Source organism: Virgibacillus alimentarius (assembly GCF_000709085.1).
Lineage (GTDB): Bacteria > Bacillota > Bacilli > Bacillales > Amphibacillaceae > Virgibacillus_B > Virgibacillus_B alimentarius.
Window position 1 is genome coordinate 23,007 of record NZ_JFBD01000002.1, and the last position, 12,868, is coordinate 35,874.

Sequence of the window (12,868 nt, forward strand, 5' to 3'; positions counted from 1 at the left end):
CCTCTTTCTACCATACGTTTATACTGCTTATGGTTGCTTTCCTGTTTTCTGTAATCAATTCGCAAATCCCCGTCGTAGCGTCGGCTGCATCATCGTGTTTGTTCTTTCCTTCTTTTTGGTAACTGTTCATTGCCTTGTAGTATTCTGGCCATTTGTCTTTCCAGTTATCGGGTAAATAAAAATGATTCATCACAAAAGAAGAATTTGACAGGATTCTAGCTTGTTTGTTCTTGCTTTGGTGAAACCATTTAACCATTGTTTTACGTGTTTTATATTTATCCCACATGATCTTTTCTACTGTCCTAGCAAATCCGCGCCCGCCATTGTTAGATTCTATATAAGCTTCGTTTACCTCGTTCTTAACAAGTAGTTCTGCGGTTTGTGGCTCCGTAACTTCCATGCTATCTTTTGTGTAGAGGACATCTAATGCGTATAACTCACTATCAAATGTTTCTCCTGCGACAATAGAACATAAGTAGTCACTCCCGGTATCAGCAGTGTCAGTGTAATTCAATATTCTTCTAAAATTTTTCTTTGGTAATTCTGTGTAGGTTTTAAATGAGGTGTATAATTTTCCTTTGATATCAATAGGATTCTGGTTATAGTTAGCTTCTGCAATCTCTATCCCCATTGCCTTTGTCTTACGTTCATATTCTTCCTTGCTTAGTATTTCCTCACATAACATTTCGCCATTTTCCATAGCCTTCATGTTTATGTGTTTCATTTTATATCCAAGATCGGGCAATTCGCTTAATGCCCTGCCTGCCAAGTCATTGCTATTCCATCTAGTCATTATGATGATAATCTTACCGCCTGTTTCCAATCGGGATAGCATTGTGTTAACAAACCATTCCCAATGGGATTCAAGTATTCTTTCGTTGTATGCTTCCTCGGCGTTCTTTATTAAGTCATCAATAATAATATAGTCTGCTCCAAAACCTGTGGCTGTACCTGTTGGACTTGTCGCTAGATAATTATTATATCCACCTTCAAGTGACCATAAATTCATAGCGCCATCACCATGTTTAATACGGGTATGCGGAAATATATCTGAATAAACAACTTTATCTTCTTGTGCTTTAAGTTCCTGGATTGTGTTACGAACGTTTTTAGAAAACATAGTTGATAATGTTTCGTTGTAAGAACCTGTCATAATCTTTAATTTTGGATTGCTTCCTAATAACCATTCAACAAACTTTCCTGCTGTACGTGACTTACCAAATCTTGGTGGAATATTGATCACCAGCACATCATCATCTGAATAGGAAAAATCCTGCATATCATTCGCTAGATCAATAAGGAATTGCCTATCTCTTTTATAGAAGTCTCCTGCTGTTAGGTTACAGTAATCAAAGAATTCACGCCTTGCTAATTCCATTTTTGCACCTACAGAGATACTAACCATCTTTATTGGCCAACTTTCTTAGTTCTTCTGTTGTTAGGTCAGCGAATGGGTTGTTTACTTCCATGTTGCCACTATGTTCAATATCTTGCTTATCTCTCCAAATACAAGGCTTTCTATTCTTCAGCCAGAATATCTGCGCTGTAGTGTCCGGCTGAACCTCTTTTGTGACGACCTTAGTGACTTCTCCGAATTCTTCTGTCGCTTCTTTGTATTTATAACCCAGCGCACGTTTAAGCAGCGCATTTTCAACCTCACGATCAACTACCTCTTTCCCCCTTTTTAAGGCCTCTGTTATCTCCGGGTACTTGTTTTTCCAATCATATAAGGTGGAGGCAGCGATACCCATGTTTTTTGCTATTTGCTCATCTGTTAACCCATCTCTTGCCCAACCTTCAATTTTTATTAATCCTTCATCTGTTAACCATTCATGAAATTTCCCACGTTTTGTTTTCCTTTTCTTACTCATGGTATACCACCACCTCTCTATGTATTTTAGGTATTAAAAACGCCTACCCCTGTCGGATAAACGTTTTTAAAAACTATATAGCTCCGTTATTTCTTAAGTTTGTCATGATTTGAGGATTATCGTTCTCAACGCTGTAAAAATAAACTTCATCTACATGATTTTCGATATCCCAATTCTTTATTCCCCATTCATTTGTAGTTATTAATATTATTTTGCTTGATCCACTTTTGTTTAGATCATGTAAGAGCGCCTTATACCTTTTAGGATCATCGAGCGCCATTTGAACAGGGTGGAATAACGTGAAAGTATTCTCATTACCTCCAGGGTTGTTAGCCGTATGTGTTGCATAACTATTAATATTAATCGTCATTTTCCCCAGTGCATAGTTAGTTGTTGATTTAATATTACGGGGCAACTGCTGATTTTTAAAAGAACGATTAATATGATCTGCAATGTCCGACATGGAACTTGTTCTTATAATACCCTTACCAAACACTTTATTTAAGCAAGATAGAACTACTTTCACCTTAGCATCATTGTCATAGCCTTTTACCAACAACGTTCGTTTGGTTGGGTCATTTAAGAAATTCAATACGGTCTCAACAGCCGCTTTTGCATCGTTCAAAATCATTCACCTCCTTTGTCTACATCATACAACAAAGGCGGGCCATTTTCCTGTAACTTCCTTCATTTTGCGTTCGCAAACTTTAACTGTTCCGTCATATGAAATGCACTACTACTAACCACGTTGAACAATTCGTTGTCCTTAAAGAAAGCTACTACCATGCAATCATCTATATCAGCAATTGCCTGCCAAGTGATCATGATCTCACTCCCTGTGCTAACAGCATGTTGGAAAGTAAAAAAGCACCTCTTTAGAGATGCCCATCGAAACATTAATTCATTGTAAACCTATCAGTTGCTTTAATTGCATAATGGCACACTCTTTCACTACACTGAACGGAACATTACCTAATTCAAGACCTTTAGCCTTTACCCCTTCTTTGGTTTTATTCCACACACTCTCATTTGAAATGGCATCCAAGTAATCATTCCCTTGCCACGTAAGTGTGGGGCTTCTATATAAAAGCATACCACCCTTATATTTACTTTCCTTATACTCAATAAGACCAGCTTGTCTCATAATTCTTAAGTGGTAAATATATTCTTTGTCTCTTTCATCATGAAGTGATGCTTTTACATCTCCTTTACCTTCAGAAAAATCAAAGAGCATCTTTCGGACTAACTCCATATCCCTTTTCATAGAACCCCCTCCAGATATTGATATTTCAATAATATCATATAAACCAGAAAGGGTGCATCAGCCAGGGAACTTTGCCTAGCCGACCTGCCTTCCATTCTACACTATGCATTTTCACCCTGTCATTTCTTGGGAAAAGTGTGCAAAGTGTGCAATCTTGTACACTACCGCTTCCTTAATGTTGTATATGTGCCTTCTCGACAATCCCATATGCTTACTAATAGCGATCATACTCATCCCATCAAGCATACATTCCAAGACTGCTTTTTCCCGTTCATCCTGAATGATATTCATGCGTTCTTGGATATACAGCACCTTATTTTCTAGCTTGATAACCCATTTGCTGGCCTTATCCCTACGAATAACTTCTTGGGCCACCGGATCCCCAGGCTCTCCCTGTGCTTTTGGCATAACAGATTCTATACCACCCTGAGCAACAAGGTTCCCGCCATCATAACCCATCAGACTGCGCTGCCTTTTAATCTCATTCAACATCCAGTTATAGTCTCTCAGTGCGTTTTCTATCTGCTTTTCGTTCATTCCATCCAGCCCCCTCATTTGCTAGATACTCAAAATATTTGCTTGGTTTAATAGGACTGATCGCCCCTGTGCGCTTATCTTTTCTATACCTGCTTATTTTCCATATAATCTTTAGAGCCATAAAACAGTCACCAAAAACGCTAAAATACTTGCCATACATACAGATGAAAAATTTATTTTTAAATCTATATCCTCATCCGAAAATAACGCCATGAAGCTAACTATCATAATGATTAATAATATTATTTGAAATGCTATTACCATGTGTTTCCCTCCCTCAAAATAAAAAGGACACCAAACAACGCTTATTGCGTCATTCAGTGTCCTCCAGTTGGCTGGTAGAACTAAGATCAATGTTAATTTACTTTATTCAATTGCAGTTCATTAACTGTAAATACCTTATTTTCTTTTTGACGGTTAGTAATAAAAAATTCTTCTTCTATGCCCGTCAAAATGGTTAGAAAGCTCTGATCTACTTTTAATTCATTTATCAGCTCCGAGACTGAATACAAACCTTCGTCAAAGAGTAATTGCAAGATACTTTTTATCTTTGTAGGCCGTTCAATGGGGATTTGATTATCTAATGGCTCGCTAACTTTATACCCCTTTTTATTGATTACAATATAGAAATACCTGTACTTTTGATAATCTATAATCCCCAATTTAAAGGCTCTAATAGCAATAGCCTGTAGTGAAACTAGCCATTTTTGTTTAATATCAATATAGGAGTCAGGGTTAGATTTTTTCGATATATTCCTACAGTCTTCCAAAAATTGCTTTTCCGGCAAAAGGAATTCCGACGCAAAAAAATTAGCTTCATCTTCAAGTGTTCTATAATTTCTTTTATCCTGCATTGTAAACTCTACTTTATAATGCAACATAAGATGACCTAGTTCATGAGCTAAGTCAAAATTCCTTCTAACTGCTGACTTTTTTATTGATCCTAAAATAATAAATGCCCTATCATCTTCGCTCCACAAACTATACGCATCAATGGTTTCACCAATCTCTTTTTCGAAAACAAATGCTCCTGATTTTTCTAATAAGAAGAGCAAATTCTTATTGGAATGATTATCTAACCCTATATTTTGACGAACTAATTTAGCAATATTTTTAATTTGAGTGTTTCTATCCATGTCTGAATTATTTTGCATAAACTTTATTGCATCATTTCTCAGTTCCAAAAGAATATTCCTAGGATAATTAATCTTACCCTCTATTTTATTTAAGAAAGCATCAAGAAACCTTACATGCATTGACTCACTTTGAGATTTATTTAGTGAATTAATCGTCTCAGACCGATACGCTATTTTATCCACTTGTATATTTTGCATTCCAATTTCATCTAATATATCATTATTTAAAAAATATGATGATTTAACATGAAAAACTGCTTTTAGTTTATTGACTACTTCTAACTTTGGAGAAACAAACTCATTTTCGTATTGCCATATAGCCTGTTCAGTAACATTGATTTTCTCTGCCAACTGTTTTCTACTCAAATTATTGAGTATTCTAATATTGGTCAAGCTTTTACCTTTAAACACAGGCTATAACCTCCTTATTTCTTAACTTCCCTTATTTTGCTCCTTGGTTTCCTTATTTATACCAATATCAAATCTATACGCATCATAATTAGTATTAGCATCCGCCTCGTTTGATAGTACTTCTTTTAACTCATCATCAATGTGAATGCTTTCAGGTTTAATATATGGTGTTAGTTCATCGATTAAATAGGCTTTATTATCAGAAGGACTTGGCATGAACAGAGAAATTTTGGAGATCAACTGACCCTCATCAATTTCATATGTGACTATATAAAAAAGATCATAATTTGATTCAATCTTGGCTATCTCCAAATTATCTTCTTCGCTGAGAAGATTATCTTCAAAAAGATCCAATTGGACGGAGTTATTCGACGTGTGAGTTTTTATATTGGAAAAATCTATATCTGAATTAATCCTTATCAAATCTTCCATATAAGATATTTTGCCATTCCTTATACGGCCATTAACGTCTCTTCCACGATCCACTTGTTCCTCATGAAAATACCGCGCATTTTTAATAATAAATAGTATTTTTTCATCATGATGTTGAAATTGTAAATATTGCCATGTTAATCCAGCCTTAGCTAGCTTACTTTCAACCCCTGAAGGTTCGCAAGCTCTAGCCACGTGATCATCAATATGATTGCCTTTAACCCAAGCATAAGCACCACTTACCTTCATTTTCCTTGACTTTTCTCTTCGAATTTCAAGGTACTCCCGGTATCCCTCCATTAAGCCATCGACTATATTTTGATTTAATTCTGTAGATAATTTAAAATCCCCCATAAGTATAATACCCCTCCATATCATCCCTAATAATATATCAATAAGTCCATTCTATTAAAGAATATATGATTTGTATATACTTTTTTTAAAGTTTAAAAACCAATTCAAAACTCTTCCCCTTCTTCCCTCCGCATCCGTTTCACCTTCCCTTGATGTGTAACAATTTTATATTCCCCAAACGGTGGCAGCTCCCTCAATTTAGCTTTGCCGTCGCAGATAACTACCACACAACTGGAAGGTATATCCATTATATCAAGTTCTAGCTTATTTGCTCCCTCATTTATACTTAAATCCTTTATGTTTTGCTTCATTGCTAGATTCACTCCTTAGATTCTAGTTCTGCTATCTTCTTGCTGCATTTGGCCAAATAATAAAGAGCGTATGGATTATTTGTTGGAACTTTATTTTCTATATTTGCTTTAAGGGTATAAGGATCGGAGTCGAGTGCGTTATCTAACTCCTGTTTCCACTCTTTTAATCTTTTTTGGATTAATTCGATGTTAAATATCAATTTTTTCGCGCGCTTTTTCCTCTGCCTTTTATTCATTCCGCATGCTCCTTATGCTCCTTCTCTAGCTTTTGGCTCATAATAAACACATCATCAACCAACATTGCATTTTCTTCCTGTAACGCATCGATTTTATTTTCCTGTTCTTCAATTGTTCGAGTAGCACTCTGATACTGAATCGATATAACAATCAGCAAAGTAATAATTCCTGCAGCAACTAAACCGCTTGTGATATACCGTGTCTTTTTCAAGGAATCCCTCCTAAAACAATTTTTGCTGTTGTTCCTCTCCGAACACTTCAACAAAGGATTGGTGCATTTTCTTTAATAAGTCACCGTAGTATCTTTTAGGTATGTGGCACTTGTCCCCGTCATCCCCAAATAACTGGACAAAATCATATTCATACAGATCGTCAATAGACGAACAAAATCCCGGTTTTGGATTAAAGTTTTCTCCGTCGAAATATCCTCTGTATAAGACTGATGGACTTTTACAATTGTTTATTGTGTCGTTTTTGTTAAATGCAAATACAAAAATTCTATTTTCCATTACCTATACCGCCAAACAGGATATATATTGTTTTGTTATTGCTCACTTAACCTCCCACCCCTTTCCTGTCTTTTTAGCGATAACCAGCTCTTTACCGGACTGGATCTCAAATAATTTCCTTCGTAATGTAAAATCCCTAGATGCATGGCCTTTAACGTCCACGATTTCCTCATGCCCATCAATGTAAGTCACTTTAAAATCTGCTGTATACTTCGCTCCTTGTTTAGTTCGCTTTCCTGCACCCCTGCATAAAGTGCATTTATTGAAGTTTCCAGTGCGTTTGTTGAATACTTGACCCTTTCCATCACATCTGCCACATTCGACCTTGTACGGGGCTATAATTGTGTATTCTGGCTGTAATTCTATGTCTTTGACTAACTTGTCATTTTTGAGAATAAGATAATACTCATACTCACTTTTGGAATCGAACTCGATGCCTTGGAACATAATTTTTCTTGCGTTGTATTTATTGCGCTTTTTTCGCAATCAATTCACCTTCCTATAAATCGCTTCATAAAAGCTGCTTGTATCTGTATCTTGATATTCATACCTTCGATCTTTGTCTAAGCTAAAATGCTTGAAATAACTGTCTGTTCTTCTAATAGGTCTAATGCATTCCCATCCTTGAGCTTCTTTTTCTTGGCAAAGTGTCAGCAACTTTCTAAGATTCTTATGACGTAGTCTGCTTGTTGGTCTAATCATTAAACCCCTCCGCAAATTTATTTTTCTCCGTAATGTGAACCCACTCTAACGTATATAAAGAGCAATCCTCCAATTCTCTACCATCGATAGTTTTATAGATTTCGAGATTGTGAAGTTGTCTGATTAAAAAGTTCCTACGTTGCGTGATTTCGGTTTGCCTTAGATTTTCGCGCAGGATTTTCAATAGTTATTCGCCTGCCTTTCATGATTCACCTTGTTTTTATCAAGGTAAGCTTCATAAATCTGATCAAGAGTAAATCCGAAACCGTTTATGCCGATATTCAAGAACATAATCCATGCTGTTCTGAACCAATATTGTTTAGCGGGGAACCCGAATTCTGATTTCCATTTTTGGCTAAATTCTTCGTTTGGATTCTCAAAATATGATTTGTTGAGGAAATATGTCATTTCCAAATACCAACCTGTCAGATCCCCATCAAATTCGTCTGGATCCAATTGTTCTTCGTATATATAAAGTTCATCTTCCCAGCCCTTTTGAATTGCAATGGATAAGAAGAAGTGTAGCGAGTCAACGAATTCTTCTAGTAGTTTCTTAGGCTCTTTTCTCTTAAAGTGAGGATAATCCTCAAAGTTCAGAATATGTTCCCCTGTTGATCCTGCATAATCATCCTTTGTCATATCCCAACAAGGTTTACACATTGAAGCATTATCCCCCATGAATGGGCTTGGTCTAGTGTAATCAACAAATTCCTCACAATAATCACATTTTTCTTGTTCTACAGTCGGAGTTTGTCTAGTACTCCAATGTTTAAACCACTTTGCTTCATTAGCGAATTCCGCTAGTTCGACTTGCAAAGCTACGAAAGTATTTGGAACTAAATCCTTACCTTGCAAGCTTTTTTCTTCTTTAATTCTAGTATCTAATGCTTTTTGCATTTCTAATAACTTTTGTAAGTCCATTATTCAATCCCCCTAAAATATTTTTCTCCAGAAAGCGCAATGATCTATTTCGCCCGTATTCAAAACCTTTTTTAAATCCTTTTTCATATCCCTCTTTGTACTTCTTTTGAAGGATCGGATTTTTAGACATTCAATTTACCTCCAATGTTTGGTGTGCTTTTTGTCTGACATAATCATCCATACTTTGAATATAATCTAGCAATTTGAAACACTCGTTTCCGTCCATAACCAAAGTTGGGTTCAAGTCGTGTTTAGTTCCTCTATTCGCAAATTCCTCCAAAGTCCGTTTGTAGCGTTGCACTGTTCGTTTTAATTCCATAAGTTCTTCTTGATCCGGAATGTCCACTTCGTATTCAATTTTCCTGAAATGCTTATCGTGCTTTTTAATTTGAATATACGGCATCAACATATCCGATTCACAGGAAGCTATGAAACTCTTTAAGTGATCCTCTCTATCTTTTTGGTTCATTCGCTTTACGAAATCTGACTGTTTTCTTGATCTGTAATTTACGCCTTTTCTAAACATCTGCCTCGCCCTCCAATGCTTCTAAAACCATTTATTTTCATCAGACTGAACATCAACTTCTAATGCTCTCAATCTAGCTAAAATGCTTATTAATTCACGTTGTGATTTTCCTGCTATATCGTAATAATTCAATTCGTTTAATTGTTCTATGATGTGATTAGTCATGAGATGCTCCTGTGTGTCAACTGCCTTCATGGATTCACATCCTTGTATTTTTGATTTGGTTTCAGCGCGCCAATTTTAATCCAAACATTGTGCCAAGCTTCTTCCATACGCATTTTTTCTACACGTTTTTTACGCCGTTTCAATGTCTTTGCTAACCGCCTCTTTCGCTTTTCTTTATTGGCCATTTACTTCTCCTCCCAAATGTTGGTTTTTAATCGGACTATGCAGTAACTTATTCCCAAGAAATTGGAGTAAATATTGTTTCTCCCTTTAATTTATCTTTGACATAAATAAAAGTCCCTTTACCTAAATCACCGAAAAGGCCATATACTTTCCAATCACAAATTTTACCTTCTGACATTTCTTCACCACTGTTGCACTCATACGGGTTAGTTGAAATGTGATTACAAGAAGGACAACGGAATTTCCTTTCACCCACTACTTGCAACATTTCCTCAACAGTTTCAAAAACCTTAACTTTATCACCCTTTATTGGAGGTTGATTAGCTTCTTGATAATAATTAATGGCACTATATGTTCTATCTTCTTCCCACGACTTCAAAATTTCTTCTTGTGATATTTCTAAAGCATTTGAGTATTCCTCTAATTTACCTCTTAGATACTTTTCAAGTTCAATTGCTCTTTGCTCCCCTATTTCTCCACTCCATGAATTACGAGCTTTTCCTTTTAACTTTTCAATAATTTGTTCCATTTTAGCTTCCTCCTTTTTTATTTCCGAAAAGCAAACGGCCTTTTTGTCTTTCTTCTTCTAGCCTGGTGAAACAAAGCAAGGAATACCTCATCCATATCTCTACGATACTTTTTAGCGATAAACTCTATTTCTGATCCTTCGTTCCACATGTTTGTGATCTCTTTTAATTGATCTACCGGGAAGGCTAGTTCTAAGTCCTCTAGGCAATAAACGTAATCGCCTGTTTTTGGTAGAATTGGGATTCGTCTACTTGTTGCTGTATTCATGCGCTCACCTTCTCCAGTGCATCTAACTTATTTAGTTTGTCTTTAATCGATTGCTGTGTTTTCTTCCAAGCTTCCTCACGATCAAAATCACAGTGGCTATCGGGGCATGGAACAAACATAATTCCCCATTCACGTTCAATATTTAATCCACCAGTTCCATTGCAAGTTTTACACATTGGTTTCATCACCTTTTTAGTTAAATTTTTCTTGTATTTCACGTTTTATTATTTCTTGTATTTCTTCTTCGTTTGGAGTAACTTCTTTAATTGTTTCTTCAATCTTCATTTCCATTTTTTTGAATAGTTCCTGATCGACATATTTTCTCGTTTTATCAGTAATCCAATGTTCTGCTCTAGTTGTTCTCGTGCCACCAGATGACGATGGACTATACTTCTCGGATAATTTACTAGAGCTTTTGCTAAACTCATAACAAGGTTCGTCTAAATAATCCTGTAAAACTCTTTTGATATACTTGTCGACCTCGCTTCTTGGAGGTTTGTTGCTGTGATATGACTGATACTCTTCTCCTACAACCGCATTTTTTAGGTAACTATCCACGACTGGCGAAATGATTTTCTTAACTTCTTCCTTAACCATCTGATGCGCTTGTTCTCTCACCATTAATTCAATTTCTTCTGAAGCGACTCTTGATACTAATTTTTCTAGTTCATAATTTAGATCATCCTTATTAATTTCCAATGCTATATTTGCTTTCACACCGAAACCCCCTCTATAACTTCATCAATCGTCACCTGATTCCGTTCAAATTCTTCGTCTGCCAATGCTTTTAAATGTTTTTTGTAACAAACAGGGCCAAAACCAAGTTCAATACTTTTCTTGTCTTTTAGTTTTCGATTGCATCTTGTACATTGCATAACTCAAAGCTCCTCGTTTACTAAAAATTACTTAATCTATAATTATTTCCGTCTATCTCCACAACGGTTGTTTCTCGATTTACAACCCTGCTGAAATTTCGCTCTCCTAGCTTTTCTCGTAAGTCATCAGGTGCAAAGTTTGAAGTATATACCGTGTGCAACCCCTGTCTGCTGTCAATAATTTCAAAGAGTTTTTCCCATGACCATTCACTTGATTTCTCTGCCCCTAGATCATCCAGCACTAAAACATCCGCACTGTTTAATATATCGATTAGATCACCCTCAGATATGTCACTGTCCTTGTTGTAACTTGTCCTGAACTTAGTTAATAGCTTAGGGACTGAGATAAATATTGCACTATGACCTTTATTAATCACGCCGTCAGTAATGGCCTTAGCTAAGTGAGATTTTCCTACCCCGTATGTTCCAGAAAACACTAGATTGATAGATTTATCTTTGTTGAAAACCTCAACGAACCTTTCAGCAATGCGTTGTGCTTTTATTTGAGATTGATTGCTAGGCTGATAGTTTTTAAAGGTTGCTTGTTGTAAGTCTTTATTTATCAATGAGTGGTTATCAAAAATCTTTTGCATCTTTTTTACTTTTAATTTATTTCGTGTTTCTAATGACTCTTTAACAAGCCTGATATCTTCACACTTACAACCTACTTTTGTCTCAATAATCTCTCCTTTTCGTGGTCCGATAGGAATTTCCATGTTGTAAACCTTAGTTTCCTTCTTGCAACCATGACACGTTTCCCATCTTAGAAAAGTCATATTTGGAATAGTCTGCTTCATAGCTTGACTGACGTGTTCCATGTTGTTTACCTCCATTAATCGCTTTTAGCGGTACTGTAACTTTTTCATTTAACCGTTCCGCTGCTTCCTCTGCACTTGTGTTCCGCATAATTCCAATCGTGTATTCTTCTTTTTTGCCGGCATGCATTTCTATATGTGATTTAAGTGCATATTCAATAACGGCAAGATCATATTTCTCCCACTTTTTCATAGTGTTGTAAATAACACTTTTAGATATTTTTCCAGTCTTTCTGGTTTCTCTAATGACATCCCAATATTTTTTATTCAATTCGTTAAAATTTTTTATAGGCGAAAATACCGGCAATAAATCTTTGATTTTTGACGTATAGTCTTTATCTTTATCTACTTCTCTTTCTTCTTCTCTTTCTTCTTCTGTTGCGTGACTGTCACGTGACGTCACATTTTTATTTTCTAAATGCTTATTTTCCCTCTCTCTTTGCCGTCTTTTTCTCTCACGATTTTGAAGGCGAATGCGCTCCATTCCTTCAATATTTTGATGTTTTTCCCAGTTGGAAATTCGAATAAAGGAACTTTCATCTATATCAATCATTCCAAATTGCTTAAACGTTTCTAAGGCCAATCTAACTGTGCTGATTGGTCTATTGAATATCGTCGCAAGCATTTCATCTGTATATGGGATATTTTCACTTAAATAGATATAACCACTAGCATTCGTTCTTCCTGCTTGTGCCAGGAGCTTGACCCAAATAATGAGGATGGTGTCAGCGTCCGGCATCTGCTCAATCAATCTAATTTTTTCGTCTTCAAACATATTTGTGCTTAGCTTTATCCACTTCACATCGTTCATTTTTTGAATCACT

Annotated in this window: 28 protein-coding genes; all 28 read right to left on the bottom strand. The window is 36.0% G+C overall.

Features of this window, described 5'->3' with window-relative positions; genetic code table 11:
• Positions 1-7: 7 nt before the first annotated feature.
• The 28 genes from terL to GZ63_RS17005 all read right to left on the bottom strand — a co-directional run bounded on the left by terL (position 8) and on the right by GZ63_RS17005 (position 12,855).
• Positions 8-1,378: a phage terminase large subunit gene (terL, locus tag GZ63_RS0100170; RefSeq protein WP_226374279.1), complete on the bottom strand. Its 1,371-nt coding sequence runs from the start codon at positions 1,376-1,378 to the stop codon at positions 8-10.
• 19 nt (positions 1,379-1,397) lie between these two features.
• On the bottom strand, positions 1,398-1,871 hold the full coding sequence (locus GZ63_RS0100175; protein ID WP_029265708.1) for a transposase: 474 nt from the start codon (positions 1,869-1,871) through the stop codon (positions 1,398-1,400).
• A 73-nt stretch (positions 1,872-1,944) separates the two neighbouring features.
• Entirely contained in the window at positions 1,945-2,502 is a 558-nt protein-coding gene (locus GZ63_RS0100180; RefSeq protein WP_029265710.1) for a hypothetical protein, read from the bottom strand.
• Positions 2,503-2,558: 56 nt separating this feature from the next.
• Positions 2,559-2,696 (bottom strand): hypothetical protein, encoded by a 138-nt coding sequence (locus tag GZ63_RS17705; protein WP_156947637.1) that lies wholly within the window; start codon positions 2,694-2,696, stop codon positions 2,559-2,561.
• A 76-nt stretch (positions 2,697-2,772) separates the two neighbouring features.
• Complete coding sequence (locus tag GZ63_RS0100190) at positions 2,773-3,135, bottom strand: DUF2513 domain-containing protein (RefSeq protein ID WP_029265712.1); 363 nt, start codon at positions 3,133-3,135, stop codon at positions 2,773-2,775.
• 111 nt (positions 3,136-3,246) lie between these two features.
• Positions 3,247-3,672 (bottom strand): helix-turn-helix domain-containing protein, encoded by a 426-nt coding sequence (locus tag GZ63_RS0100195; RefSeq protein ID WP_029265714.1) that lies wholly within the window; start codon positions 3,670-3,672, stop codon positions 3,247-3,249.
• Positions 3,673-3,783: 111 nt separating this feature from the next.
• A complete protein-coding gene (locus GZ63_RS17710; protein WP_156947638.1) occupies positions 3,784-3,936 on the bottom strand; it encodes a hypothetical protein in 153 nt (50 codons plus the stop codon).
• Between the two features lie 92 nt (positions 3,937-4,028).
• The gene (locus GZ63_RS0100205) at positions 4,029-5,219 is read right to left on the bottom strand and encodes a spr1629 family repressor/antitoxin (protein ID WP_029265716.1); all 1,191 of its coding nucleotides are present in this window, start codon (positions 5,217-5,219) and stop codon (positions 4,029-4,031) included.
• A gap of 21 nt (positions 5,220-5,240) precedes the next feature.
• Positions 5,241-6,005 carry a spr1630 family ClpXP-sensitive toxin gene (locus GZ63_RS0100210; protein WP_029265718.1) on the bottom strand — a complete coding sequence of 255 codons (765 nt, stop codon included), beginning with the start codon at positions 6,003-6,005 and terminating at the stop codon, positions 5,241-5,243.
• 104 nt (positions 6,006-6,109) lie between these two features.
• The gene (locus GZ63_RS0100215; RefSeq protein WP_029265720.1) at positions 6,110-6,316 is read right to left on the bottom strand and encodes an XtrA/YqaO family protein; all 207 of its coding nucleotides are present in this window, start codon (positions 6,314-6,316) and stop codon (positions 6,110-6,112) included.
• A gap of 8 nt (positions 6,317-6,324) precedes the next feature.
• Positions 6,325-6,552 carry a hypothetical protein gene (locus GZ63_RS0100220; RefSeq protein WP_029265722.1) on the bottom strand — a complete coding sequence of 76 codons (228 nt, stop codon included), beginning with the start codon at positions 6,550-6,552 and terminating at the stop codon, positions 6,325-6,327.
• Positions 6,549-6,764 (bottom strand): hypothetical protein, encoded by a 216-nt coding sequence (locus GZ63_RS0100225; protein ID WP_029265724.1) that lies wholly within the window; start codon positions 6,762-6,764, stop codon positions 6,549-6,551. Before GZ63_RS0100225 ends, GZ63_RS0100220 begins: the two co-directional genes overlap by 4 nt.
• Positions 6,765-6,774: 10 nt before the next feature.
• A complete protein-coding gene (locus tag GZ63_RS0100230; protein WP_029265727.1) occupies positions 6,775-7,062 on the bottom strand; it encodes a hypothetical protein in 288 nt (95 codons plus the stop codon).
• A gap of 42 nt (positions 7,063-7,104) precedes the next feature.
• Positions 7,105-7,548, bottom strand: coding sequence for a DUF1064 domain-containing protein (locus GZ63_RS16205; protein ID WP_038220766.1), 444 nt, complete (start codon positions 7,546-7,548; stop codon positions 7,105-7,107).
• Positions 7,549-7,764 (bottom strand): hypothetical protein, encoded by a 216-nt coding sequence (locus tag GZ63_RS0100240; RefSeq protein ID WP_029265731.1) that lies wholly within the window; start codon positions 7,762-7,764, stop codon positions 7,549-7,551.
• Entirely contained in the window at positions 7,757-7,948 is a 192-nt protein-coding gene (gene fbpA, locus GZ63_RS18775; RefSeq protein ID WP_051681321.1) for a Fur-regulated basic protein FbpA, read from the bottom strand. The genes GZ63_RS0100240 and fbpA overlap by 8 nt, the downstream gene beginning before the upstream one ends.
• On the bottom strand, positions 7,945-8,685 hold the full coding sequence (locus GZ63_RS0100250; RefSeq protein ID WP_029265736.1) for a dUTP diphosphatase: 741 nt from the start codon (positions 8,683-8,685) through the stop codon (positions 7,945-7,947). The genes fbpA and GZ63_RS0100250 overlap by 4 nt, the downstream gene beginning before the upstream one ends.
• Positions 8,639-8,815: a hypothetical protein gene (locus GZ63_RS18005; protein ID WP_198020889.1), complete on the bottom strand. Its 177-nt coding sequence runs from the start codon at positions 8,813-8,815 to the stop codon at positions 8,639-8,641. Before GZ63_RS18005 ends, GZ63_RS0100250 begins: the two co-directional genes overlap by 47 nt.
• Complete coding sequence (locus GZ63_RS0100260; protein WP_029265738.1) at positions 8,816-9,211, bottom strand: hypothetical protein; 396 nt, start codon at positions 9,209-9,211, stop codon at positions 8,816-8,818.
• Positions 9,212-9,232: 21 nt separating this feature from the next.
• The gene (locus tag GZ63_RS17715; protein WP_156947639.1) at positions 9,233-9,406 is read right to left on the bottom strand and encodes a hypothetical protein; all 174 of its coding nucleotides are present in this window, start codon (positions 9,404-9,406) and stop codon (positions 9,233-9,235) included.
• Complete coding sequence (locus tag GZ63_RS17720; protein ID WP_156947640.1) at positions 9,403-9,561, bottom strand: hypothetical protein; 159 nt, start codon at positions 9,559-9,561, stop codon at positions 9,403-9,405. The genes GZ63_RS17715 and GZ63_RS17720 overlap by 4 nt, the downstream gene beginning before the upstream one ends.
• Before the next feature lie 47 nt (positions 9,562-9,608).
• Positions 9,609-10,088: a hypothetical protein gene (locus GZ63_RS0100275; RefSeq protein ID WP_029265740.1), complete on the bottom strand. Its 480-nt coding sequence runs from the start codon at positions 10,086-10,088 to the stop codon at positions 9,609-9,611.
• 17 nt (positions 10,089-10,105) lie between these two features.
• On the bottom strand, positions 10,106-10,354 hold the full coding sequence (locus GZ63_RS0100280; protein ID WP_051681322.1) for a hypothetical protein: 249 nt from the start codon (positions 10,352-10,354) through the stop codon (positions 10,106-10,108).
• Positions 10,351-10,530 (bottom strand): hypothetical protein, encoded by a 180-nt coding sequence (locus GZ63_RS0100285; RefSeq protein WP_029265744.1) that lies wholly within the window; start codon positions 10,528-10,530, stop codon positions 10,351-10,353. Before GZ63_RS0100285 ends, GZ63_RS0100280 begins: the two co-directional genes overlap by 4 nt.
• Positions 10,531-10,546: 16 nt before the next feature.
• Positions 10,547-11,071: a hypothetical protein gene (locus GZ63_RS0100290; RefSeq protein ID WP_029265746.1), complete on the bottom strand. Its 525-nt coding sequence runs from the start codon at positions 11,069-11,071 to the stop codon at positions 10,547-10,549.
• Entirely contained in the window at positions 11,068-11,229 is a 162-nt protein-coding gene (locus GZ63_RS18010; RefSeq protein WP_198020890.1) for a DUF6011 domain-containing protein, read from the bottom strand. The genes GZ63_RS0100290 and GZ63_RS18010 overlap by 4 nt, the downstream gene beginning before the upstream one ends.
• A 20-nt stretch (positions 11,230-11,249) precedes the next feature.
• The gene (locus GZ63_RS0100300; RefSeq protein WP_029265748.1) at positions 11,250-12,047 is read right to left on the bottom strand and encodes an ATP-binding protein; all 798 of its coding nucleotides are present in this window, start codon (positions 12,045-12,047) and stop codon (positions 11,250-11,252) included.
• The gene (locus GZ63_RS17005) at positions 11,956-12,855 is read right to left on the bottom strand and encodes a phage replisome organizer N-terminal domain-containing protein (RefSeq protein WP_051681324.1); all 900 of its coding nucleotides are present in this window, start codon (positions 12,853-12,855) and stop codon (positions 11,956-11,958) included. Before GZ63_RS17005 ends, GZ63_RS0100300 begins: the two co-directional genes overlap by 92 nt.
• Between the last annotated feature and the right edge of the window lie 13 nt (positions 12,856-12,868).

Coding starts and splice junctions, on each gene's coding strand:
- GZ63_RS0100230 (WP_029265727.1), bottom strand. CDS start 7,062: ATGGAAAATAGAATTTTTGTATTTGCATTTAACAAAAACGACACAATA.
- GZ63_RS0100180 (WP_029265710.1), bottom strand. CDS start 2,502: ATGATTTTGAACGATGCAAAAGCGGCTGTTGAGACCGTATTGAATTTC.
- GZ63_RS0100300 (WP_029265748.1), bottom strand. CDS start 12,047: ATGGAACACGTCAGTCAAGCTATGAAGCAGACTATTCCAAATATGACT.
- GZ63_RS18010 (WP_198020890.1), bottom strand. CDS start 11,229: ATGCAATGTACAAGATGCAATCGAAAACTAAAAGACAAGAAAAGTATT.
- terL (WP_226374279.1), bottom strand. CDS start 1,378: ATGGAATTAGCAAGGCGTGAATTCTTTGATTACTGTAACCTAACAGCA.
- GZ63_RS0100285 (WP_029265744.1), bottom strand. CDS start 10,530: ATGTGTAAAACTTGCAATGGAACTGGTGGATTAAATATTGAACGTGAA.
- GZ63_RS0100250 (WP_029265736.1), bottom strand. CDS start 8,685: ATGGACTTACAAAAGTTATTAGAAATGCAAAAAGCATTAGATACTAGA.
- GZ63_RS0100175 (WP_029265708.1), bottom strand. CDS start 1,871: ATGAGTAAGAAAAGGAAAACAAAACGTGGGAAATTTCATGAATGGTTA.
- GZ63_RS0100280 (WP_051681322.1), bottom strand. CDS start 10,354: ATGAATACAGCAACAAGTAGACGAATCCCAATTCTACCAAAAACAGGC.
- GZ63_RS0100215 (WP_029265720.1), bottom strand. CDS start 6,316: ATGAAGCAAAACATAAAGGATTTAAGTATAAATGAGGGAGCAAATAAG.
- GZ63_RS0100190 (WP_029265712.1), bottom strand. CDS start 3,135: ATGAAAAGGGATATGGAGTTAGTCCGAAAGATGCTCTTTGATTTTTCT.
- GZ63_RS0100275 (WP_029265740.1), bottom strand. CDS start 10,088: ATGGAACAAATTATTGAAAAGTTAAAAGGAAAAGCTCGTAATTCATGG.
- GZ63_RS0100220 (WP_029265722.1), bottom strand. CDS start 6,552: ATGAATAAAAGGCAGAGGAAAAAGCGCGCGAAAAAATTGATATTTAAC.
- GZ63_RS17705 (WP_156947637.1), bottom strand. CDS start 2,696: ATGATCACTTGGCAGGCAATTGCTGATATAGATGATTGCATGGTAGTA.
- GZ63_RS0100240 (WP_029265731.1), bottom strand. CDS start 7,764: ATGATTAGACCAACAAGCAGACTACGTCATAAGAATCTTAGAAAGTTG.
- GZ63_RS0100260 (WP_029265738.1), bottom strand. CDS start 9,211: ATGTTTAGAAAAGGCGTAAATTACAGATCAAGAAAACAGTCAGATTTC.
- GZ63_RS17715 (WP_156947639.1), bottom strand. CDS start 9,406: ATGAAGGCAGTTGACACACAGGAGCATCTCATGACTAATCACATCATA.
- GZ63_RS0100210 (WP_029265718.1), bottom strand. CDS start 6,005: ATGGGGGATTTTAAATTATCTACAGAATTAAATCAAAATATAGTCGAT.
- GZ63_RS18005 (WP_198020889.1), bottom strand. CDS start 8,815: ATGTCTAAAAATCCGATCCTTCAAAAGAAGTACAAAGAGGGATATGAA.
- GZ63_RS17710 (WP_156947638.1), bottom strand. CDS start 3,936: ATGGTAATAGCATTTCAAATAATATTATTAATCATTATGATAGTTAGC.
- GZ63_RS17720 (WP_156947640.1), bottom strand. CDS start 9,561: ATGGCCAATAAAGAAAAGCGAAAGAGGCGGTTAGCAAAGACATTGAAA.
- GZ63_RS0100195 (WP_029265714.1), bottom strand. CDS start 3,672: ATGAACGAAAAGCAGATAGAAAACGCACTGAGAGACTATAACTGGATG.
- GZ63_RS17005 (WP_051681324.1), bottom strand. CDS start 12,855: ATGAACGATGTGAAGTGGATAAAGCTAAGCACAAATATGTTTGAAGAC.